Source organism: Serratia sp. CY38905 (assembly GCF_052168875.1).
Taxonomy (GTDB): Bacteria; Pseudomonadota; Gammaproteobacteria; order Enterobacterales; family Enterobacteriaceae; genus Serratia; species Serratia sarumanii.
Genome location: NZ_JBJNLV010000008.1, coordinates 128,696 through 150,055 on the forward strand (window position 1 = coordinate 128,696; position 21,360 = coordinate 150,055).

Genomic DNA, 21,360 nt, shown 5'->3' on the forward strand with positions numbered 1-21,360 from the left:
CGCCGGCGGCTCCCCTCGAGCTTTATTGACCCTCGCCGCTTAAATGCCGGCGGTTTCCCGAATATAACGGCGCGCTTTTACCGCATACTCGAACGGGTTGGCCAGCGCCGGATCCTGCTCGGCCTCCACCACCATCCACCCTTTGTAACCGCGCTCGTCCAGCAGCTTGAACACCGGCCTGAAGTCGATCACGCCATCACCCGGCACGGTGAAGGTGCCCTTCTTCACGCCATCGAGGAAGCTCAGCTTGTTGGCCTTCACTTCCGCCACCACCTCATCGCGCACGTCCTTCAGATGGACGTGGTTGATGCGCGGCAGATACTTCTCCAGGATCGCCATCATCGCCTGCTGGCTGCCTTCCGAATAGTAGGCGTGGCCGGTATCGAACAGCAGGTAGACGTCGTCGTTGACCATGCTCATGTAGCGATCGATTTCGGCCGTGGTTTGAATGCCGGTGCCCATGTGGTGGTGCAGACACACCTGCATGCCTTTGCCGGCGGCGATCTTCGCCAGCTCGTTGTAACCGTCGGCCACCCGCTGCCACTCTTCATCGCTGAAGTACGGTTTCTCTTCGAACACGCCTTTGGTGGTGCCCTGAATGCTCTTGCTCTGCTCGGAGCAACCGATCACCCTGGCACCCATGGCATGCAGGAAATTCATGTGGTTGATAAATTCATCGATGGTTTTGTCTTTCTGGCCGTCGGCGAAAAAAGTGCTGAACCAGGCGTTGCAGATCTGGATACCGCGAATGTCCAGCATCGGTTTCAGCACCGCCGGATCGCGCGGGTATTTGCTGCCCACTTCGCTGCCGGTGAAGCCGGCCAGCGCCATTTCGCTGACGCACTGCTGGAAGGTGTTTTCCTTGCCCAGATCGGGCATGTCGTCGTTGGTCCAGCCGATCGGCGCAATGGCCAATTTCACGTTGTCTTTATTCATGGTCTGCCTCGGTGCTTGGAGGGCCGCCGGCGCAAACGCCGCCGGCGAGCCGAATAAGATTATTTGCCCAACAGCTCTCTTTCGATGCGCTCTCTGGTCGCAACCGCCTGGCTCGGCATCTTTTCCGGGTAGCCGAACAGCGAAGTGCAGATGATCGATTCGCCGCCGACCTTGAAGCTGCGGTTGGCAAACTCCATGTCGCGCAGCGTCTGGAACAGGGCGTCGAAATTCACCTCGCCTTCGCCGATGCCGACGTGCTGGTGCACCGCGGCGTCTACCCCCGGCGGGTTGACGATATAGCGGCAATGCTTGGTGTGGTTCATGGTGTCGGCAATCAGCACGTGGGAAAGATCGTCCCCGGCGTACTGCAGCATGCCGGCCACGTCGCCCTGCCCCTTATCGTAGTAGAAGGTGTGCGGCACGCTGTAGAGGTATTTGACGTGATCGCTGCGCAGCGATTTCACCAGATCGGCGGTTTCGTTGCTCAGTTCGCAGAAGTCCCACGGGTGCGACTGGATCTCCATACGAATGCCCTCGCGCTCGACGATCGGCAGCAGCTCCTCCATCGAGCGATACCACAGCTCCTCGCAGATCTCCGGTTCGTTGGGGTTGCCCGCCAGTTCGGTGTTGATCACCTGCACACCCATTTCCACCGCGATTTCGATCATCCGCCGCCAGTTTTTGACCGCCGCCTGGCGGCGATCCTCCCCCGGCCCGGACCAGCGGTACACCACGATAAATGAGGAGATCTCCACGCCGGTCGCTTTCAGGGCGTTTTTATACTCCGCCATGATTTCGCGACTGGCCTTCGGATGCTTGTAAAACGGGTTGATCTGCGGGTGCGGCGACTGCTCGATGTATTTGTAGCCCCAGTCCGCCACCTGCTGAACCATTTTGGTGACGCCCAAATCCCGGATAACGTCGACATCAAAAGCGATCTTCATGGTCACTCCTCTGCAATCGTAGGTATGGGGGACAAGCCGATTATTTGTTGTAGAACACCGGGCGCGCCGGCAAGGTCACCGGCACAATCTCGCCGCTGAGCTGGGCCGCCACGCAGGCGTCGGCGGTCACCGCGGCGGCGTAGCCGTCCCAGGCGGAAGGCCCGGTCAACTTGCCCGCGGCCACGTCGTTGATGAAGCCCTGTAGCTCAACGTCATAGGCGTCGATAAAACGATCCTTCCAGTCGGTCAGGATTTCGGTCGACAGGCGGGCGCCGCTGCGCATCTGCACCGAAGACGGCTCCGGCAGTTTGGCGATGCCGGTTTCCCCTACCACTTCACACTGAATGTCGTAGCCGTACTGGCAGTTGACGAAGATTTCGACGTCAATGCGCGTGCCTTTAGCGGTTTCGAACAGCACAATCTGCGGATCTTTCAGGTGTGGGAACGCCTTCGGGCTCTTGCGCGGGAACACCACCTGCACCGACACATAGTCGTCGTCGAGCAGCCAGCGCAGCACGTCGATTTCGTGGATCAGGGTGTCGGTGATCGCCATATCGGTGGTGTAGGCCTCGCCGACCGTCGGGTTGCGGTGCGCGCAGTGCAGCATCAGCGGCTCGCCGATCTGGCCGCTGGTCAGCACCTGTTTCAGCGCGCGATAGCCCTGGTCATAGGGGCGCATAAAGCCGACCTGCACCAGCCGTTTGCCGTGCTTCGCTTCGGCATCGACGATGTTTTTGCAGCCCTGTGCGGTCACCGCCAGCGGCTTCTCGCAGAACACCGGTTTGCCGGCGGCGATGGCCGCCAGCACGAACTCTTCGTGGCTCGGCCCCCAGGAAGTCACCAGCACCGCCTGTACGTCGGCGGCCTTGATCAGATCGTGGCCGTTGTCATACACCCGCGCATCCAGCTGCAGATCGCTCACCACCTTGGCGGCGTTGTCGCGGTTGATGTCGTTCACCGCCACCACCCGTGCGCCCTGCAACACTTTGCTGCAGCGACGGATATGATCGCGGCCGATGGCGCCGGTGCCGATAACCCCAATGTTCAATGTCATTTTCGCTACCCTCGAGATTTATGTATGAAAACGAATCAGTAATCGCGCGCCTTATCGATGTTTTCCTGCAGCTTGCGCGCCACTGCGACGATTTTCTCGCTGTCGGCCACCTGAGCGCCGCCCACGCGCCACCAGCTGAGATACTTGTGCACCATGGTCTTCGGCAGCACCTTGATGTCCAGCAGCGTGGACACGGTCTGCCTGCGGGCGTCGGCCAGCGCATCGAGCAGCTGCTGCTCGGTGGTGACGCGATAGGTTTTGCAACCGTAAGCCGCCGCCAGCATGGCGAAATCGACCGGCACCAGTTTGCCGTCGAGCTTGCCGCCCTGTGGATTACGGAAGCGGAATTCGGTGGTGTAGCTGTCCATGCCGTGTTCCATCTGCAGGTTGTTGATGCAGCCGTTGGTCATGTTGTCGAACAGCATCACGTTGATCTTGCAGCCTTCCTGAATCGAAGTGACCAGTTCGGAATGCAGCATCATGAAGGCGCCGTCGCCCACCATCGCGTACACCTCGCGCTGCGGCTCGGCCAGCTTGACCCCCAATGCGGCGTTCACCTCATACCCCATGCAGGAGTAACCGTACTCCACGTGATAACCGTGCTCGCCGCGGTTGTGCCACACCCGCTGCAAATCGCCCGGCAGGCTGCCGGCGGCGGCGACGATCACGCTGTCCGCCGGCAGCTCGCGGTTCAGCACCCCCAGCACCCGGCTCTGGGTCAGCGCGGAATCGGTCTGGGCGATAAATTCGGCGAACACCCGCTCGCGATCGAGGTGATCGTCTATCTCCGGCACAAAGCCTGCGCCGCCGTATTCCACCGCGTAAACGCGCTCGGTCTCTTCACGCTGGGCGCTGCGCGCCGCGGCGATGGCGTCGCCCCAGCCGGCGCGGTACTCGGCCTGCGCCAGCAGCGCGCCCAGTTCGCTCAGGGCCTCGCGGGCGTCCGCCAGCACCTGCACGCCGTCGAGCTTGCCGGCGTCAAAGGCGCTGACGTTGATATTGAGGAAGCTGACGTCCGGATTTTGGAACAGCCATTTGGACGAGGTGGTGAAATCGGTGTAACGGGTGCCGATGCCGATCACCAGATCGGCCTGACGAGCCAGCGTATTGGCCGCCAGGCAGCCGGTTTCGCCAATGCCGCCGAGGTTGAATTCATGGTCGCTCGGCACCGTGCCTTTGCCGGCCTGGGTTTCGGCGAACGGAATGCCGAAGCGCTCGGCGAATTCGCGCAGCGCCCGCCCGGCCTGCGAGTATTTCACGCCGCCGCCGCACACCAGCAGCGGTTTGCGTTTGGCCGCCAGCAGCGCCAACGCGTCCGCCAACATGCCGTCGGTCGCCGGGCGGCGATCGAGCCGATGCACGCGTTTTTGGAAGAAATAGTCGGGATAGTCGTAGGCTTCACCCTGCACGTCCTGCGGCAGACACAGCGTCACCGCGCCGGTTTCCGCCGGATCGGTCAGCACGCGCATCGCGTTGATGCAGGCGCTCATCAGCTGTTCCGGCCGCACGATGCGGTCCCAGTATTTGCTCACCGCGCGGAACGCGTCGTTGGTGCTGATGCTGAGATCGTAAGACTGCTCGATTTGCTGCAGCACCGGATCCGGCTGGCGGGATGCGTAAACGTCGCCCGGCAGCAGTAATAAAGGAATGCGGTTGGCGGTGGCGGTGGCCGCGGCGGTGATCATATTGGCGGCGCCGGGGCCGACCGATGAGGTGCAGGCGTAGATCTGCCGGCGCAGCTTCTGTTTGGCGAAGCCGATCGCCGCATGGGCCATCCCCTGCTCGTTTCGACCCTGATGCACCCGCAGATCGCCGCTATCCTGCTCCAGCGCTTGCCCCAGCCCCAGCACGTTGCCGTGGCCGAAAATCGCAAAAATGCCCGCGACGAATTTGGTTTCCACGCCGTCGGCCAGCAGATACTGGTTATCGAGGAATCTGACGAGCGCCTGCGCCATGGTTAGCCTGATCTTGCCCATTTACTCACCCTTTAGATTGAGGGCCGCCCCGGAAAGGGCTCGCGCCGAGCCGACAATTCCGTGTTTGTGTTACGCGGCGGCAGCTATTATCTTGAGCAGGCGATGCCCGCTGCTCACGAAGTCGACAACCTGAAACGTGAAGCGATTATAAACAAATATATTTTTCATAAAATCACATTACAGAAGAAACATTTCATTTTGCGATAAAGATCGCATAATGCATGAAAAGCCCGTTTCATCTCGTGGTTCAGCCTTCACTGGCTTCGCGCCACGCACCGGCCAATAAAAGCCGTTGGCTCATGGGTTGACCGCCTTTTACCCTGTCATTTCCCCTCTTTTATGCGTGCCCCGGCCCCCCTCCCGTAGCCGTTTCACCGCCTTTTCCCACGCCTCTGTCGATGTTTTAAACGCATCACATTTTTGGGGTGTAAATTTCATTCTATATTGAAATTGAAATTTTCATTCCCCATACTGTCCACATGCTTCCTGCAGGGCGCCACGCTCGGGCCGCCGCCGGAGTTTTGCTTAAACAGAAGGAAACGGGTATGGCTACACAAGAAAAACAGCTTGATGTCATTTGTCTCGGGCGCATCGCCGTCGATTTCTATGCTCAGCAGATCGGCGCGCGGCTGGAAGACGCCGGCACATTCGCCAAGTACCTCGGCGGTTCTTCCGGCAACGTGGCCTACGGCACCGCCATTCAGGGGTTAAAATCCGGCATGCTGGCGCGCGTCGGCGACGAGCACATGGGCCGCTTTCTGCGCGAAGAACTGCAGCGCGTCGGGGCCGATACCCGCTGCCTGATCACCGACAAACAGCGATTAACCGGCCTGGTGATCCTCGGCATCAAGGATCAGGAAACCTTCCCGCTGATCTTCTACCGCGAAAACTGCGCGGACATGGCGCTGACGCCGGACGACATCGATGAGGCCTACATCGCCTCCGCGCGCGCGCTGGCCATCACCGGCACGCACCTGTCGCACCCGAACACCCGCGCCGCGGTGCTGAAGGCGCTGGAATACGCGCGCCGCCACGGCCTGCGCACCGCGCTGGACATCGATTACCGCCCGGTGCTGTGGGGGCTGACGTCGCTGGGCGACGGAGAAACCCGCTTTGTGGAATCGGACCAGGTCACGCGCGAGCTGCAGGAGGTGCTGCACCATTTCGATCTGATCGTCGGCACCGAAGAAGAGTTTCATATCGCCGGCGGCAGCACCGACACGCTGACGGCGCTGAAAAACGTGCGCCGGGCCACGGCGGCCACGCTGGTGTGCAAGCGCGGCGCGCAGGGTTGCTCGGTGTTCGAGGGCGAAATCGCCGATGGCTGGGAACAGGTGAAACTGCACGCCGGCGTGCGGGTTGAGGTGCTGAACGTGCTGGGGGCCGGCGACGCCTTTATGTCCGGCCTGCTGCGTGGCTACCTGAACGATGAGGGCTGGGATCAGGCCTGCCGCTACGCCAACGCCTGCGGCGCGTTGGTGGTCTCGCGCCACGGCTGCGCGCCGGCGATGCCGACCAAACGGGAGCTGGACGACTACCTGCTGCGTGAACGGCAGGTCACGCGCCCGGACCGCGATGCGCGCCTGAACCACCTGCACCGGGTCACCACCCGCAAGCAACAGTGGCCGGAACTGTGCGTCTTCGCCTTCGATCACCGCAAGCAGCTGGCGGACATGGCACGCGAAGCCGGCGTCGGCGAGGAGCGCATTCCGCGCCTGAAAACCCTGCTGCTGACCGCGGCGCAACAGGCCGCCGCGCAGGCCGGCCTGAACGGCAACAGCGGCATTCTGGCCGACACCACCTACGGGCAGGCGGCGCTGAACGAGATCACCGGCCAGGGATGGTGGATCGGCCGGCCGGTAGAGCTGCCCAGTTCGCGCCCGCTGCGCCTGGAGCACGGCAATATCGGCTCGCAATTGATCGACTGGCCGCAGGAGCACGTGGTGAAGTGCCTGGTGTTTTATCACCCGCACGACGCGGCGGAACTGCGTCGCGAGCAGGATGAACTGATCGCCGACGTCTACCGCGGCTGCTGCAAATCCGGCCACGAGCTGCTGCTGGAAGTGATCCTGCCGGACAACAACCCCGACAAGGACGAACGCCATTACCTGGAGATGATTGAACACTTCTACCGGTTGGGCATTCAGCCGGACTGGTGGAAACTGCCGCCGCTGAGCGCGGAAAACTGGCGGCGGGTCGGTGCGCTGATCGACACCTACGATCCCTACTGCCGCGGCGTGCTGATCCTGGGGCTCGACTCCCCGGAAGCGGTTCTGAAGGCGGGCTTTGCCGCCGCCGCGGATGCGCGCTGGGTGAAGGGTTTCGCCGTCGGCCGCACTATCTTCGGCCAACCTTCGCGCCGCTGGCTGCAGGGGGAAATCGACGACGCCGCCCTGATCGAGCAGGTGAAACAAAAATACCTGACGCTGATCGGTTTCTGGCGCCAGTACCGCCCGCAGGCGGGCGGCGCGCACTGACAGCGAGAGCAGGTTCACGTCCCCTTAAGGCCATTTCGCCGCTTTAAGGGGATTTTTTTGCCTATTTTCTGTGAAGTCGCGCAATGTGCGATCGAATAAATCGCTTTTTGAGGAAATGAAATTTCCGCTCCGTCTGTTAAAATACCCTGTCAATATTTCAGGCGTCAGGCCAATGCGCCTTCACCCCACTGCGAGCCGAATGGATGAACAACCCAACTCAACTTTCGCTGTTACAGGACGAGATCCGCCACCGTTATGAAACGCTGAGCAAGCGTTTGAAGCAGGTGGCGCGCTATATTTTGGATAACAGTAACAGCATCGCTTTCGATACCGTTGCCTCCATCGCCGCACAGGCCAGCGTGCCGCCTTCCACCCTGATCCGTTTCGCCAACGCCTTCGGCTTCAGCGGCTTCAACGAAATGAAGCAGGTGTTCCGTCAGCATCTGATGGAAGAGACGGTGAACTATACCGAGCGCGCGCGCCTGTTCCGCCAAACCTCCACCGACGACAACGTCGCGCCGGAGAAACCGGCGGAAATTCTCAACGTATTCACCATGGTCAACGCGCAGGCGCTGCAGCAGCTGGCGATGCAGATCGCCCCCGAGCAGCTGGATCGCGCCGTCGAACTGCTCAACAACGCCGAAAACATCTACGTGATCGGCCTGCGCCGTTCGTTCAGCGTCGCCTCCTATCTCACCTATGCGCTGCGCCATCTGGAGCGCCGCGCGTTTCTGATCGACGGCCTGGGCGGCATGTTCACCGAACAGCTGAGCATGGTGAAACCGAAGGACGTGGTGATCGCCATCAGCTATTCGCCGTACGCCCGCGAGGCGGTGGAACTGGTGGAATTGGGCGCCAAGCGCGGCGCGCAGCAGATCGCCATCACCGACAGCCAGGTCAGCCCGCTGGCCGCCTTCAGCGACGTCTGTTTCGTGGTGCGCGAAGCGCAGGTGGACGGGTTCCGTTCGCAGGTGGCCTCGATGTGCCTGGCGCAGACGCTGGCGGTTTCGCTGGCGCTGAATAACGCCCGGGACGAGTAAGGCTGGGGGGAACGCGCCCGACAGGCTCGGGCGCGGCGGGGTTATTGCAGCAACAAATAGCGGTAGAGCGCGCTTTCCAGATCCTGCTTCATGCTGATGAAAAGCAGAATCTCCACCGTCTGGCCGTCGTAGTCATAGATGACGCGGTATTCGCTGTCGGGATCCAATCGCTCGTGCAACCGCACTCCCATGCCTGCCAGCACGGCGTTGAAGCGGTAGCGGGCAGGATCGTCGGCAATTGCCGCGAGGGACGATAACAACAGATTGTCCACGAACACCCCGGCCGCGACTGCTCCTATCGTTCCGCTCTTATAAGACTCGATGTCTTTCAGGCTCCATTCCGCCGCCGGCGCGACGGTAAAACGTATTTCCTGGGGCATCCTGCACCTCGGGCCTATTTCCGCGCGTCACGCAGCCGCTGCAAGGTTTCTTCGGGCGACAGACCACGCTGATTTTTAATCTCTTGCTTCGCCAGCATAGTCAGTTTCAACAACGCGTTGGACTGGCGCTCCAGATTGCGTTCCCGAATTTCGGCCTCTCTCTCAGCCGCCGTTTGCACAAACAGCTCAGCGACACCATTTTTTGTGACGTAAACCCCGCCTTCAAACAGGTCGGGCGAACCTAATCCTTCGCGCGCCGCTTTTTGGGACATGGTAGTCGTCATGGTTCTTCCTCCTGTGTACCGGCAATTTCGTTGCATAACAGCGGTTCGTTAGATTCACTCAGCCAGGGAGCGATCGCGTGCGGACAGGTTATCATTTGAGCAAGATGGAGGGCAAATTTAGGTCAAATTTATACCCTGATAAAGAATAAGCCCGGCAAGCCGGGCCTCAGGCGCTTATTGCGCGGCGGGATAGCCGTCGCCGTTAATCCAGGTGTGGTCTTTTTCCCAGGTGAATTTCCACTGCCGCACCGGCCCGGCCATCACGTTGAGATAATAGTTGTCGTAGCCTGCCAGGGTCGCCACCGGATGATAACCACGCGGCACTTTCACCACGTCGCGATTGTAGACCGGCATGCACTCGTCGAGCGTGCGATCGTCGGTATAGACGCGCTGCATGCAGAACCCCTGCTCCGGCTGAATGCGGTGATAATACGTCTCTTCCAGATAGGTTTCGTCCGGCGAGTCTTCCCGATCGTGCTTGTGGCTCGGGTAGGAACTGGTGTTGCCCTCGTCGGTGTAAACCTCCACCACCAGCAGGCTGTCGGCCGGCTCGCTGTCCGGCAGAATGTTGTGCACCAACCGCTGGTTGCGCCCCTTGCCGCGCCGCTCCACGCCGATATCCGCCGGCGTGATCAGCCTTGAAGGCAGGTGGCCGCTGCCGGGTGCGCTGCACACCGCCAGCTCCAGATCGGTTTCTGCCCGCACGTCGATGCGATCGTGGTGCGGCACATACACCGCGTAAGGCGGCGTGCGCTCGAACGGGCTCATGCGTTTGCCGATATGCGGGTATTCGGCGCGCAGCGTGGCGACGGAGGCGATACCGGCCACCAGCACCAGGCACAGCTCCTTGTCACCGCACTCCAGCTGCAGCGACTGCCCGGCGGCCAGGCGATAAACGTCGAAACCGACATAGCGCCACCCGGCATTTTCCGGCGTCACGTGCTGAATACGCCCCTCAGCGTTCGGCGTCTGACATTTGGCAAGCAGTGAAGACATCTCGATTCTCCTGTTAACTCCCCGTGCAAAGGCCGTTGCCCCGAAGGAGCAACGGCCCGCTCATACTTTGCGATGGCTTAACCCAGCGTCGGCATGCTGAATTCGGACACCGTCTGCTGCCCGGCCGGCCAGCGCGCGGTGGCGGTCTTCATGCGCGTGTAGAAGCGCACGCCGTCGGGGCCGTGCACGTTAAGCGCGCCGAACACCGAGCGCTTCCAGCCGCCGAAGCTGTGGAACGCCATCGGCACCGGCACCGGCACGTTGACGCCGACCATCCCGGCCTGCACTTCTTGCACGAACTGGCGCGCGTAGTGGCCGCTGCCGGTAAAGATGGCGCTGCCGTTGCCAAACTCGTGGCCGTTCACCGTGTCGATGGCGGTGCGGTAATCCGGCACCCGCACGATGCCCAGCACCGGCCCGAAGATCTCTTCACGGTAGATGCGCATGTTCGGCTTCACATGGTCGAACAGCGTGCCGCCGACGTAGTAGCCTTCAGGATAGCCCGGCACCTGATAATTGCGGCCGTCGGCCACCAGGGTGGCGCCTTCTTCCACGCCCAGATCGATGTAACCCAGCACCTTTTTCTGGTGGGCGGACGACACCAGCGGCCCCATTTCATTCTCTTCTCCGCCCTGCTGCAAGCCCGGCCCGACGCGCAGCTGCGCGATCAGCGGCTTCAGTTTGGCGATCAGTTTATCGGCGGTGTCGTCACCGACCACCACGGCGATCGGCAGCGCCATGCAGCGCTCGCCGGCGGAGCCGAAAGCGCCGCCCATCAGCGCGTTGACCGTGGCGTCCAGATCGGCGTCCGGCATGACGATCGCCTGGTTCTTCGCCGCGCCGAAGGCCTGCACCCGCTTGCCGTGCGCGCTGGCGGTGGTATAGATATGTTCCGCCACGGTGGAGGAGCCGACGAAGCTCACCGCTTGAATGCGCGGATCGGTGCACAGCTGCGCCGCGTCTTCATTGGCGCAGTGCACCACGTTGAACACGCCGTCCGGCAGGCCGGCTTCTTTCAGCAGTTCCGCCAGGCGCACCGAGGCGGAAGGCACCAGCGCCGGCGGCTTGAGGATGAAGGTGTTGCCGCAGGCCAGCGCGATAGGGAACATCCACATCGGCACCATCGCCGGGAAGTTGAACGGGGTAATGCCCGCCACCACGCCCAGCGGCTGCATCAGCGAGAAGCTGTCGACGCCGCTGCCGACGTCCGGCGAATACTCGCCCTTGATCAGATGCGGGATGCCGCAGGCGAATTCGACCACTTCCATGCCGCGCGTCAGTTCGCCCAGCGCATCCGAGTACACCTTGCCGTGCTCGCTGACGATAAGCTCGGCCAGCTCGTCGCGGTGCTGTTCCAGCAGCGCCTTGAAATTGAACATGATGCGCGCGCGGCGCAGCGGCGTGGTGCGCGACCAATCGGCAAACGCCCGATGGGCCACGTCGATGGCCTGCTTGACTTCGGCGGCGGTGCTCTGCGTGACGCGCCGCTCAACCTGCCCGCTGGCCGGGTTGTGCACGTCGACGGTTTGATTGCTGCTGCTCAGGCACACCTGCCCGTCAATAAAGTTACCCACGGTTTTCATGTCACGCCCTCTTTTCAAGTCCGCTGTCGCCTGGCCACTCGCCGGCGGCGCGGCGTTAATCGTCCCGCTCGCCAAACCCCGTCGGCAAGCCGGCTACATCCTGACCGGATGCAGCAAACTCTATTTCATTGAAAAAAAAGTTTCAAATAAATTGTTTTGAAAAATTTGTTTTTAGTGCGTGAGGTCGCAATTTTGCGGTGTCGATCGGGTTGGCGCTTTCATTACCGCGCCAGGGAAAGAGCAACGGCGCAGGAGAAACCAGGGGCAATACACACTGACTTTGCTACAGAAAAACCGCACCGCGCCTGCCCTGTCGCCGTTACCGCCCGCCCCAGAACGCCCAAGGCGCCCGGATCGCGCGTGACGGTTTTTTTTGAACTGGATCTAAAAATCAATATTCCATTATTCACTAATTATGAAATAAATGTTCTTGTTTGTTCCAGCATTTATCGACGACATCGCCTTGATGACAGGCACGGTTCACACCCTTCCGCTCGCCCTCTTCCCGATAACCCAACCGTGCGGACGGAAGCCAGGATAAAAATCGGAGCAACACATGTCATATCAGCGTAAGCACAATACCGGCTACATATTGCGAATTTGCGGCATCGCCGCCCTGGGCGGCATTCTGTTCGGCTACGATACCGCCGTGATCTCCGGCGCGATCGAAGCGCTGAAAACCTATTTCAATCTCAGCCCGGCCGAAACCGGTTGGGCAGTCTCCAACGTGGTGATCGGCTGCGTGGTCGGCGCCTTCGCCGCCGGACCGCTGGCGGCGCGCTGGGGCCGTAAAAAGGCGCTGATGCTGGCGGCGCTGCTGTTCACCGTTTCCGCCGTCGGCGCAGCCTTGGCCCCGACCTTCACCTGGTTCGTCATCTACCGCATCATCGGCGGGCTGGCGGTCGGCATTGCCGCCACCGTGTCGCCGATGTACATGTCGGAAGTGTCGCCAAAGGACATGCGCGGGCGCGCGCTCAGTATGCAGCAGTTCGCCATCGTGTTCGGCCAGATCGTGATTTTCTACGTCAACTTCAAAATCGCCAGCCTCGCCAGCGAAGCCTGGCTGGTGGAAATGGGCTGGCGCTGGATGTTCGCCTCGGGCGTCATCCCCTGCATTCTGTTCTGCATCCTGGTGTTCGTCATTCCTGAGTCGCCGCGCTGGAACGTGATGATGGGCCGCGACGATCAGGCGCTGGCGATGTTGACCAAGGTTTCCAACGCCGCCCATGCGCAGAATCTGCTGAAAGAAATCAAAGACTCGCTGCAGCAGGATCAACAACAGCGGCATCGGAAGCTGAACTACGGCGATGTGCGGGTGCGTTTCATCCTGTTCGTCGGCTGCATGATCGCCATGCTGCAGCAGGTGACCGGCGTCAACGTAATGATGTATTACGCGCCGGTAGTGCTGAAAACCGTCACCGAAAACGCGCAGGAAGCGCTGTTTCAGACCATCTGGATCGGCGTGCTGCAGCTGGTCGGTTCGGTCATCGGCGCCATGCTGATGGATCGCATGGGCCGCATTCCGCTGATGCGTTACGGCACGCTGGGCGCCATCGCCGGCCTGCTGCTCACCTCGTACGCGCTCTACACCCAGGCCACCGGCTATTTCGCGCTGTTCGGCATGCTGTTCTTCATGGTGTTTTATGCGCTGTCCTGGGGCGTCGGCGCCTGGGTGCTGGTATCGGAAATCTTCCCGAACCGCATGCGCGCGCAGGGGATGAGCATCGCCGTCGGCTGCATGTGGGTCGCTAACTTCGCGGTGTCGCAGTCGTTCCCGATGATCAACGACCATCCTTACCTGTTCTCGCATTTCCACGGCGCCTTCCCGATGTGGATCTTCGCCGCCTGCTGCCTGTTCAGCTACTGGTTCATCGGCCGCTATATTCCGGAAACCAAAGGCGTCTCGCTGGAAAAAATGGAGCAGGTGGTGCTGGCCAAACGCCACCGCCACCTCCTGCCCGACGGCAAGCCGCTGCCGCTGGAAAACGGCAAATCCTGATCTCTCAACCCTGACCGCTGGAGTAATGCCTCATGACCATTGCACTGGACCGCTTCTGCATTAACCGCAAGATCGCGCCGAATCTCGATCTGGACAGTTTTTTCCGCCTGGTGAAACGCTGCGGGCTCAGTAAGGTTGAGCTGCGCAACGATATGCCCAGCGGCAAGGTGACCGACGATCTGAGCGACGCGCAGCTCAATGCGCTCGCTGCGCAATACGGCATCGAGATCGTCACGATCAACGCCCTCGGCATGTTCAATCTGATGGACAACCCGGCGGCGCTGCAGCAGCGCGCCGAAGCGTTGCTGGCGCAGGCGCAGGCCATCCACAGCCGGGCGCTGGTGCTATGCCCGCACTGCAGCGCCGATGACACGCGCAGCGAGCAGCAAAAACGCGACGACACCCTCGCCGCGCTGCGGCTGCTGGCGCCGCTGTTTGCCCGCTATGGCGTGCAGGGCTACGTCGAGCCGCTGGGCTTCGGCATCAGCTCGCTGCGATCGTCGCTGCTGACCCAGGCGCTCATCCGCGATTCGGGCGCGCCGTACCGCATCGTGCTCGATACTTTCCACCACTATTTAAGCGGTGTGGCGCAGGCCGACTTCGACGCGCAGATCCAGGTGGCGCAGATCGGCCTGGTGCATCTGTCCGGCGTGGAGGATGGGCGGGATAAAGGCGCGCTGAGCGACGAAGAGCGCATCATGCTGAGCGAGGGCGATCGGCTGGAGAGCCGCCGCCAGGTGCAAAACCTGGAACGCCTGGGCTACACCGGCGTCTATGCCTTCGAGCCCTTCTCTTCGCAGCTGGACAGCTGGAGCGAGGCGGATATCGAACGGGAAATCCGCCAGAGCATCGCCCTGCTGCAAGGGTAAAAAAACGGCCTCCGCGGAGGCCGTTTTTCATGGCGTTACTTCAGGTTGCCGACCACCAGCTGGTGGCGCGCGTTGTAAAACTTACGGTAGGCCAGATAGCAGGCGATGATGGTCGACAGGCTGGCGGTGGAAAGCAGCATGAAGGTCACCATAATCTGGTATTTGATCGCTTTCACCGGATCGATGCCGGCGAAGATCAGCCCGGACATCATGCCCGGCAGGCTGACCAGCCCAACGGTTTTCGCCGAATCCACGGTCGGGATCAGCGAAGCGCGGATGCTGTCGCGGATCAGCGCCGCCGAAGCGAACTTGGGCGTCGCCCCCAGGCTGAGCATCTCCTGAATCTTCTGCTGCTCGCTTTTGAAACGCTGGCCGAGGTTGGTGTAGCACAGCCCCACCGCCACCATGGCGTTACCGGCGATCATTCCGGAGATGGGGATCACCTGCATCGGCGTAAATTCGATGGAGCCAGTCAAGACCAGCACCGCCAGCGTCAGCACCGCGCCGGTGGTGATGGCGATAAACGACGTCACGAACGCGTGTTCGACGTACTTGCTGCGTTTCTTGGCGTTGTAGGCCGCGTTAAAGCAGATGAACAGCACCATCAACACGGTGAGCACCGCGTTATCCAGATCGAAAATGTACTTCAGCACGTAGCCGACGATGATCAGCTGCACCACCGCGCGGCAGATGCTCCAGATAATGTCCTTTTCCAGCGCCAGCTTTTCCCGGTGGCTGATCAGAATGGCGACCACCACCAGGATCATCGACAAGCCTAAGGATTCGTTGGTGATGTTATGCTGATTCATGCTGTTGCTCCTGTTGCTCGGCGCCGTGCGCGCGCAGGGTGATCACCTCGTCCGCATGCGCTATCTCTTCGGTATCGTGCGTCACCCACAGCACCGCCAGCCGGTGCTCCGCCACCAGCTGATGCACTATCTCATTGACGTTGCGCTTATTTTCCTCGTCCAGCGCGCTGGTGATCTCATCGAGCAACAGCACCCGGGGCATAAACTGCAGGTTGCGGATCAGGGACACGCGCTGCTTCTCCCCGCCGGACAGCTCATTGATGCTTTTGGTCAGCATCGCCTCCGGCAGCCCGAAACGCGCCAGATCGGCCTGCATTTTTCGTTCATCCGGCGACTGTTGACGGATCTGGTAGGGCAGCGCCAGATTGTCGTAAACCGTATTGCCGAACAGCGCCGGCGTCTGGAAGCAGTAAGAAACCTGTTTGCGATACGCCTCCGGCGACATCTCGGCGATCGCTCGTCCGTCGAAATAGAGGTTTCCGCTGGTCGGATCCATTAAGGAAGAGATGATTTTCAGCAGGGTGCTTTTCCCGCAGCCGGAAGGCCCGGTGATCAGTTTGAACTCGCCTTCACCCAGCGTGAAAGAGACGGAGTCCAGGATCACCTGGTTGTCTATTTGATAATGAATATCATCCAATCTCAGTATGTCTTTCTTTTCCTTCATTACGATGCCGGCTCCCTACACCTGTTCCCGTCTGAGCGATAAGTATATGGCCGCAAAAAACATATTAGCAATGCCTGTGCGGATGGCAGCGAGCGGAGAGGAGGATTGACGGAGCAAAACGCCCCGTCAAATAATAAATTTTACTAATGATTAGCTGTAGGAATAGTCAAAAGCGACCGCCAGGGTCGAATCACTCTTTTTTTATCGCTGCCTGTTCGTCGCAGCTGTACCAGCGTAGAGAATTGTTGATGCTGCGGTGGGTGCAGCGGACCTTGCCCTCCTTTTCCAGCGCCAGCAGCAGGGTGCGGGTGGTATAAATGTTTTCGCCGCATTTATCCGCCAGCTCGCGCGTCTTCGGCCACTGCTCCGGCGGGGGATGCAGGCCCCCGGCCCCTTCCACAAGATCCCGGCACAATCCCCGCAACACATCCAGCATCAGCGATTTTCTACTTTCAAACGTTTTCGGCACCTTGGCCATAGCATTCCTCCTGAGTGGTTACTGCTGAGCCCCCGTTCATGACTGCACGTCAGTGATGCGCAGGGGCATAAATCACGGCGGCGTCCGCGCAAACGACGTTGTTCCGATAAAATAGACCTGGCGCTGCCTATCACCGCGCGAATGAATATTTATTAATAAATCCAACCTTTGCCGATAAAATGTCATGCATTGTTCCTCGGATTTTTCACTAGGATTTTTCTGTGCAATTTTTTTCATGGTTATCATGATATGAAGATGTTTAAACAATCCCATAACGAACCGCGAATACATAATTACCAACATTGTCAACGCATGCGCCTTACATCTGTTAAATGCATTAATCGCAGTAATCATTCCATCGTTCATCCTTTGATTATCACTTAGGTCATTATTATGTAATGCCTACGGCATCACCTGCCCTTTTCTGGTTAATCACAATGGGTTAAATAACATAAGCGCGTCCAAAAAATAGCATCTGATAAGAATAATCTTCCCTCTGCCTTGTTGTTATTTTTTTGTTAACACCCCTTCGACAACCCAGGAATAGGCGGTGGAACGCCATAGGGACAACTAACCACACAAAATCATACAAAACAAATGCTTATGTTTTTCATTTTGTTTCATAAAGAAAATTCTTCAATGTTCGTCAAAGCGTAATATTAGCAAAGCGATATTGCGCATTGTAGGGCAACAGCTATTACAGTCGATCTAATATCTCGCATAACCTTATTTATGCAGTCATTTATTCTGGATAATATTTACATACGATCTATTGGTTTTTGATCTTATATTTAACTTTTTCCTTTTGGTTTTATATTCTGAATTTGAGTTATTTCAACAAAATCTATTTCCAAGTAATGCTATTGTTTGCAAGAATATTCCCAGCAAAACGCCATACTGATATTCGGGTTTTAAAATCAAATAAAACCGACCAAACATCACATAACCATTTCGTTATTAAAAGCAAATAACGAAAAGTGTGCGTATTGCCCAAAGCAAAAGGATCTGGCTCCCATCGCAGTGCGGCTAACAGGGCGTTGCTGCTCTGCGGGGATTTAGGTGTGCTTTTCTTTTTATTTAAATACTCTCTACAGGAACCTGAGAAATGAAACTGAATAAATTAATGCTGGCGACCGCCATTGCTTTTTCTACCGCCTCCGTTGCACATGCGGCGCCGACCCCGAACCAGGGCAGCGGCACCGTGACCTTTAGCGGTGAAATTATCGATGCGCCTTGCAGCATCACGCCGGACTCCGTCGATCAAACCGTCCCGATGGGCCAGATCAGCAGCCGCATCCTGGCCAAAGAAGGCAAATCCAGCGCCGAACCCTTCAGCATTGAGCTGAAAGACTGCGCGCTCAACACCATGAAAAACGTCAAGGTGACCTTCACCGGCACGCCGGATGCCGTCAACAGCAAATTGCTGGCGCTGAGCGGTTCCGCCAGCGGCGCGGGCATCGTGATTTACGACCAGCTGCACGCCAAGGAAGTTGAGCTGGGCACCGCAACGGACGGCCAGGGCCTGAACGAAGGCAACAACGCCCTGAAATTCGCCGCATACCTGCAAGGTAACAGCGCTTCCGGCGCCGTCGTGCCGGGCCAGTTCACCAGCGTGGCGAACTTTACCCTGGCTTATCAGTAAGCCTCGTTGGGGATGCCGGCGCGGGCATCCCCATGCTTAACGACGCCGGCTCCGGCAAAGGAACCGATCTCGACAGGGAGAAGCCAGCATGACCATCCATTGGCGAGGCGCATTGCTGATCGCGCTCAGCATCGGCAGCGCTAGCGCCACGGCGAAAACTCAGGGCCACGGCAAAGTCAGCCTGGGCGGCGAAATCGTCGAAACGCCGTGCAACATCGCCGGCGACAGTTTGGATCAAACCGTTGATTTCGGGCTGGTTTCAATGAGCGACGCCGGGCGAGATGCCCAGCCGAGCCTCATCGGCAGCCGCCGCCACTTCGCCATCAGGTTGGTGAACTGCGAACTGGCCAGCCAGATAAAGCCCGATTTTATTTATCGCGCGGCCAACCTCACCTTCAGCGGCATCGCGGATAGCCAAGATCCGCAATGGCTCGCCGTCCATGGCGAGGCGCGCGGCATGGCTATCGAGTTGCTGACCGACGCCGGCACCCCGATCCCGCTCGGCAGCACGACGGCGGATTATCTGATCGTTGCCGGCGATAACACGCTGCGCTTTGGCGCCCAGCTTCGCATTCACCCCGACAGGGCACGGGCGGGCGGTTTCAGCTCATTGGCCAAATTCACCCTGTCTTATTTGTAGCCGGTTTTCGTTAGGAACGCTGTACAGCATTACGTATTCAGGTCTTACGGGATGACCTGCTATTAGGCGCGGATTTGCCATGAGTGATCATTCTATGACGTCTTTACTGACAATAAAAAAAACGCCCATCATCGTCATTCTCTCTGTTCTCTGGGCAAAACCGGTCTTTTCCGCCACGGAATTCAATACCGACGTGTTGGATATCGGCGAACGCAGCAAAGTGGACTTATCCCGCTTTTCCGACGCCGATTACGTCATGCCGGGCACCTATCTGCTGGATATCAAAATCAACCAGAAAACGCTGCCCCAGCGCAGCATTCAGTATTTCCCGTCGCCGGATAACAAGAGCGGCAGCCAGGTGTGCCTGCCGCCTGACCTGGTGGAAAAAATGGCGCTGAAAGAAGAAGCGGCCAAAAAAGTCACCCTGTGGCGCGACAACCAGTGTGCCGACATTCGCGGCATCAAAGGCGCAACGGTTTCCGATCGCATCAGCGGCGGCGTGCTGGCGATCACCATTCCGCAGGCCTGGATGAAATACTCCGATCCCGACTGGACGCCGCCCGAGCAGTGGGACGATGGCATCCCCGGCGTGCTGCTGGATTACAATCTCAGCGGCCAAATCGGTAAACAGCACCACGACAACGGCACCGCCGAAAGCCTCAGCAGCTACGGTACGTTGGGCGCCAACCTGGGCGCCTGGCGCCTGCGCGCCGATTATCAGACCGATTTCAACCAACAATACGGCCGGCGCGACAGCAATTTCGACTGGAATCAGATCTACGCATACCGCGCGCTGCCGATGCAGGCCGCCAGGCTGACGCTGGGCGAAACCTACCTGAATTCGCCGGTGTTCGACGCCTACCGTTTTACCGGCCTCAACCTCGCCAGCGACGAGCGCATGCTGCCGCCCAACCTGCAGGGTTACGCGCCAGAAGTACGCGGCATCGCCAAAAGCAACGCGCGGATCACCGTCTCTCAGGAAGGCCGCACGCTGTATCAAACCACGGTGCCCGCCGGGCCGTTCGCCATTCAGGATCTCAGCAGCTCGGTACGCGGCAAACTGGATGTGAAAGTGGAAGAACAAGACGGCAGCGTTTCCACTTTTCAGGTAGATACCGCCAGCATTCCTTATCTGACCCGCCCCGGCTACGTGCGCTATAACGTGGCGCTGGGCAAGCCGTCTGCCTACGATCACCGCACGCAAGGGCCGGTGTTCTCCGCCGGCGATTTCTCCTGGGGCTTGAGCAACGCCTGGTCGCTGTACGGCGGCACACTGCTCGGCGGCGATTACAACGCCTGGGCTCTCGGCCTGGGGCGCGACCTGAACCTGTTCGGCGCCCTGTCGGTGGACGCCACGCAGTCGATCGCGCGCCTGCCCGATGAACCCAGCGCCAAAGGCATGTCATTCAAGGTCAACTACGCCAAACGTTTCGACGAGCTCAACGGCCAAATCACCTTTGCCGGCTACCGCTTTTCGCAGCGCAAATTTATGACCATGTCGCAGTACCTGCAGGCGCGCTACGGCGACATTGACGATCGCTACAGCGGCCGACAAAAAGAGTTGTATACCGTCACCGCCAGCAAAACCTTTATGGCGGAGGACAGCGCTCAGGCGATCACCGCTTATCTGACCTACTCACACCAGACTTACTGGGACGCAGGCGCGCAAAACCGCTACGGCATGTCGACCAGCAAGCTGTTCGACTTCGGCGGGATCAGCAACATCACCGCCTCGTTGGCGGCCTATCGCACTCACTATCGGGGCCGCACCGACGATAGCGCGATGCTCAATTTCACCGTGCCTATCGGCGAGCACAACCGTCTGGGCTACGCGCTGCAGGTCAATAACCGCGACGTGACCCAAACGGCGACCTACACCGACAACAGCGACATCAACAATACCTGGCAGGTCGGCAGCGGCGTCACCCAGTCCGGCAAACCGACGGCGAGCGGTTACTACACCCATAACGCGTCGTTCGGCACGCTCAACGCCAACGCGTCTTATCAGCAGGGCAGTTACTCCTCGATAGGCGGAACTTTCCGCGGCGGCCTGACCGCTACCCGGCACGGCGTCGCCGCGCACCAGAACGCCGGCAACGGCGGCAGCCGCATGATGCTGGATACCAACGGCGTCGCCGGCGTGCCGATCAACAACGGCCGCGCTTACAGCAACCGCTTAGGATTGGCGGTGATCTCGGACATCACCAGCTACTACAACACCGATACGCGCATCGACGTCAACAAGCTGGCAGACGACGTTGAAGCCACGCGCGCGGTGGTGCAAGGCACGCTGACGGAAGGCGCCATCGGTTATCGCCACTTCGAGGTGGTGAAAGGCAGCAAGCTGTTAGCCACCATCAAACTGGCGGACGGCAGCGAACCGCCGTTCGGCGCCACGGTGCTGAGTGCAACCGGACGGGAAATCGCGGTGGTGAACGACGGCGGCTCGGTGTATCTGACCGGCGTCCAACCGGAAGAGCGGTTGGACGTCGCCTGGGAAGGCCGCCGTCAGTGCCGCATCGCCATCCCAGGCGCCGCCAAACCGCTGGACCGGCTGCTGTTGCCGTGTGCCAAACCGTAATCCGCAAC

At 59.6% G+C, this 21,360-nt stretch carries 18 protein-coding genes; 7 read left to right on the top strand and 11 right to left on the bottom strand.

The window, feature by feature from the left end; genetic code table 11:
- Positions 1-39: 39 nt before the first annotated feature.
- The 4 genes from iolE to iolD are packed head-to-tail and all read right to left on the bottom strand — an operon-like array spanning position 40 to position 4,910.
- Complete coding sequence (gene iolE / locus ACJ8MK_RS17455; protein WP_019455194.1) at positions 40-936, bottom strand: myo-inosose-2 dehydratase; 897 nt, start codon at positions 934-936, stop codon at positions 40-42.
- 59 nt (positions 937-995) lie between these two features.
- Positions 996-1,880, bottom strand: coding sequence for a sugar phosphate isomerase/epimerase family protein (locus tag ACJ8MK_RS17460; RefSeq protein ID WP_004930845.1), 885 nt, complete (start codon positions 1,878-1,880; stop codon positions 996-998).
- Positions 1,881-1,920: 40 nt separating this feature from the next.
- The gene (locus ACJ8MK_RS17465; protein WP_038871433.1) at positions 1,921-2,934 is read right to left on the bottom strand and encodes a Gfo/Idh/MocA family protein; all 1,014 of its coding nucleotides are present in this window, start codon (positions 2,932-2,934) and stop codon (positions 1,921-1,923) included.
- Between the two features lie 35 nt (positions 2,935-2,969).
- Positions 2,970-4,910 carry a 3D-(3,5/4)-trihydroxycyclohexane-1,2-dione acylhydrolase (decyclizing) gene (gene iolD, locus ACJ8MK_RS17470; protein WP_103773138.1) on the bottom strand — a complete coding sequence of 647 codons (1,941 nt, stop codon included), beginning with the start codon at positions 4,908-4,910 and terminating at the stop codon, positions 2,970-2,972.
- A gap of 545 nt (positions 4,911-5,455) precedes the next feature.
- On the opposite strand from iolD, the gene ACJ8MK_RS17475 reads away from it, so the two are divergent.
- Both ACJ8MK_RS17475 and ACJ8MK_RS17480 read left to right on the top strand, forming a co-directional pair.
- Positions 5,456-7,387: a bifunctional 5-dehydro-2-deoxygluconokinase/5-dehydro-2-deoxyphosphogluconate aldolase gene (locus ACJ8MK_RS17475; RefSeq protein ID WP_103830310.1), complete on the top strand. Its 1,932-nt coding sequence runs from the start codon at positions 5,456-5,458 to the stop codon at positions 7,385-7,387.
- Positions 7,388-7,590: 203 nt separating this feature from the next.
- Positions 7,591-8,427 carry a MurR/RpiR family transcriptional regulator gene (locus ACJ8MK_RS17480; protein ID WP_004930856.1) on the top strand — a complete coding sequence of 279 codons (837 nt, stop codon included), beginning with the start codon at positions 7,591-7,593 and terminating at the stop codon, positions 8,425-8,427.
- Between the two features lie 41 nt (positions 8,428-8,468).
- Here ACJ8MK_RS17480 and ACJ8MK_RS17485 read toward each other — a convergent pair whose 3' ends face one another.
- The 4 genes from ACJ8MK_RS17485 to ACJ8MK_RS17500 form a co-directional block, all read right to left on the bottom strand.
- Complete coding sequence (locus ACJ8MK_RS17485) at positions 8,469-8,807, bottom strand: type II toxin-antitoxin system RelE/ParE family toxin (RefSeq protein WP_047570170.1); 339 nt, start codon at positions 8,805-8,807, stop codon at positions 8,469-8,471.
- Between the two features lie 14 nt (positions 8,808-8,821).
- Positions 8,822-9,091: a hypothetical protein gene (locus ACJ8MK_RS17490; protein WP_033649358.1), complete on the bottom strand. Its 270-nt coding sequence runs from the start codon at positions 9,089-9,091 to the stop codon at positions 8,822-8,824.
- Between the two features lie 174 nt (positions 9,092-9,265).
- Complete coding sequence (gene iolB, locus ACJ8MK_RS17495) at positions 9,266-10,087, bottom strand: 5-deoxy-glucuronate isomerase (RefSeq protein WP_103830309.1); 822 nt, start codon at positions 10,085-10,087, stop codon at positions 9,266-9,268.
- Between the two features lie 77 nt (positions 10,088-10,164).
- Entirely contained in the window at positions 10,165-11,670 is a 1,506-nt protein-coding gene (locus tag ACJ8MK_RS17500) for a CoA-acylating methylmalonate-semialdehyde dehydrogenase (protein WP_103830308.1), read from the bottom strand.
- Between the two features lie 556 nt (positions 11,671-12,226).
- On the opposite strand from ACJ8MK_RS17500, the gene ACJ8MK_RS17505 reads away from it, so the two are divergent.
- Both ACJ8MK_RS17505 and ACJ8MK_RS17510 read left to right on the top strand, forming a co-directional pair.
- Positions 12,227-13,669 (top strand): sugar porter family MFS transporter, encoded by a 1,443-nt coding sequence (locus ACJ8MK_RS17505; RefSeq protein ID WP_442517930.1) that lies wholly within the window; start codon positions 12,227-12,229, stop codon positions 13,667-13,669.
- A 32-nt stretch (positions 13,670-13,701) separates the two neighbouring features.
- Positions 13,702-14,538, top strand: coding sequence for a TIM barrel protein (locus tag ACJ8MK_RS17510; protein WP_033649361.1), 837 nt, complete (start codon positions 13,702-13,704; stop codon positions 14,536-14,538).
- A 35-nt stretch (positions 14,539-14,573) separates the two neighbouring features.
- Here the strand turns inward: ACJ8MK_RS17510 and fetB are convergent, their stop codons facing one another.
- The 3 genes from fetB to ACJ8MK_RS17525 all read right to left on the bottom strand — a co-directional run bounded on the left by fetB (position 14,574) and on the right by ACJ8MK_RS17525 (position 16,489).
- Positions 14,574-15,347: an iron efflux ABC transporter permease subunit FetB gene (gene fetB, locus ACJ8MK_RS17515; protein WP_033636352.1), complete on the bottom strand. Its 774-nt coding sequence runs from the start codon at positions 15,345-15,347 to the stop codon at positions 14,574-14,576.
- Positions 15,334-16,011, bottom strand: a complete 678-nt coding sequence (gene fetA / locus ACJ8MK_RS17520; protein WP_033636353.1) for an iron efflux ABC transporter ATP-binding subunit FetA — start codon at positions 16,009-16,011, stop codon at positions 15,334-15,336. The genes fetB and fetA overlap by 14 nt, the downstream gene beginning before the upstream one ends.
- 190 nt (positions 16,012-16,201) lie before the next feature.
- Complete coding sequence (locus ACJ8MK_RS17525) at positions 16,202-16,489, bottom strand: FaeA/PapI family transcriptional regulator (protein ID WP_033649362.1); 288 nt, start codon at positions 16,487-16,489, stop codon at positions 16,202-16,204.
- A 1,105-nt stretch (positions 16,490-17,594) separates the two neighbouring features.
- On the opposite strand from ACJ8MK_RS17525, the gene ACJ8MK_RS17530 reads away from it, so the two are divergent.
- The 3 genes from ACJ8MK_RS17530 to ACJ8MK_RS17540 all read left to right on the top strand — a co-directional run bounded on the left by ACJ8MK_RS17530 (position 17,595) and on the right by ACJ8MK_RS17540 (position 21,352).
- Positions 17,595-18,131, top strand: a complete 537-nt coding sequence (locus tag ACJ8MK_RS17530) for a fimbrial protein (RefSeq protein WP_033636355.1) — start codon at positions 17,595-17,597, stop codon at positions 18,129-18,131.
- Positions 18,132-18,219: 88 nt separating this feature from the next.
- A complete protein-coding gene (locus tag ACJ8MK_RS17535; RefSeq protein WP_033649363.1) occupies positions 18,220-18,771 on the top strand; it encodes a fimbrial protein in 552 nt (183 codons plus the stop codon).
- A gap of 79 nt (positions 18,772-18,850) precedes the next feature.
- Entirely contained in the window at positions 18,851-21,352 is a 2,502-nt protein-coding gene (locus tag ACJ8MK_RS17540; protein ID WP_442517931.1) for a fimbria/pilus outer membrane usher protein, read from the top strand.
- The last annotated feature ends 8 nt before the right edge of the window (positions 21,353-21,360 follow it).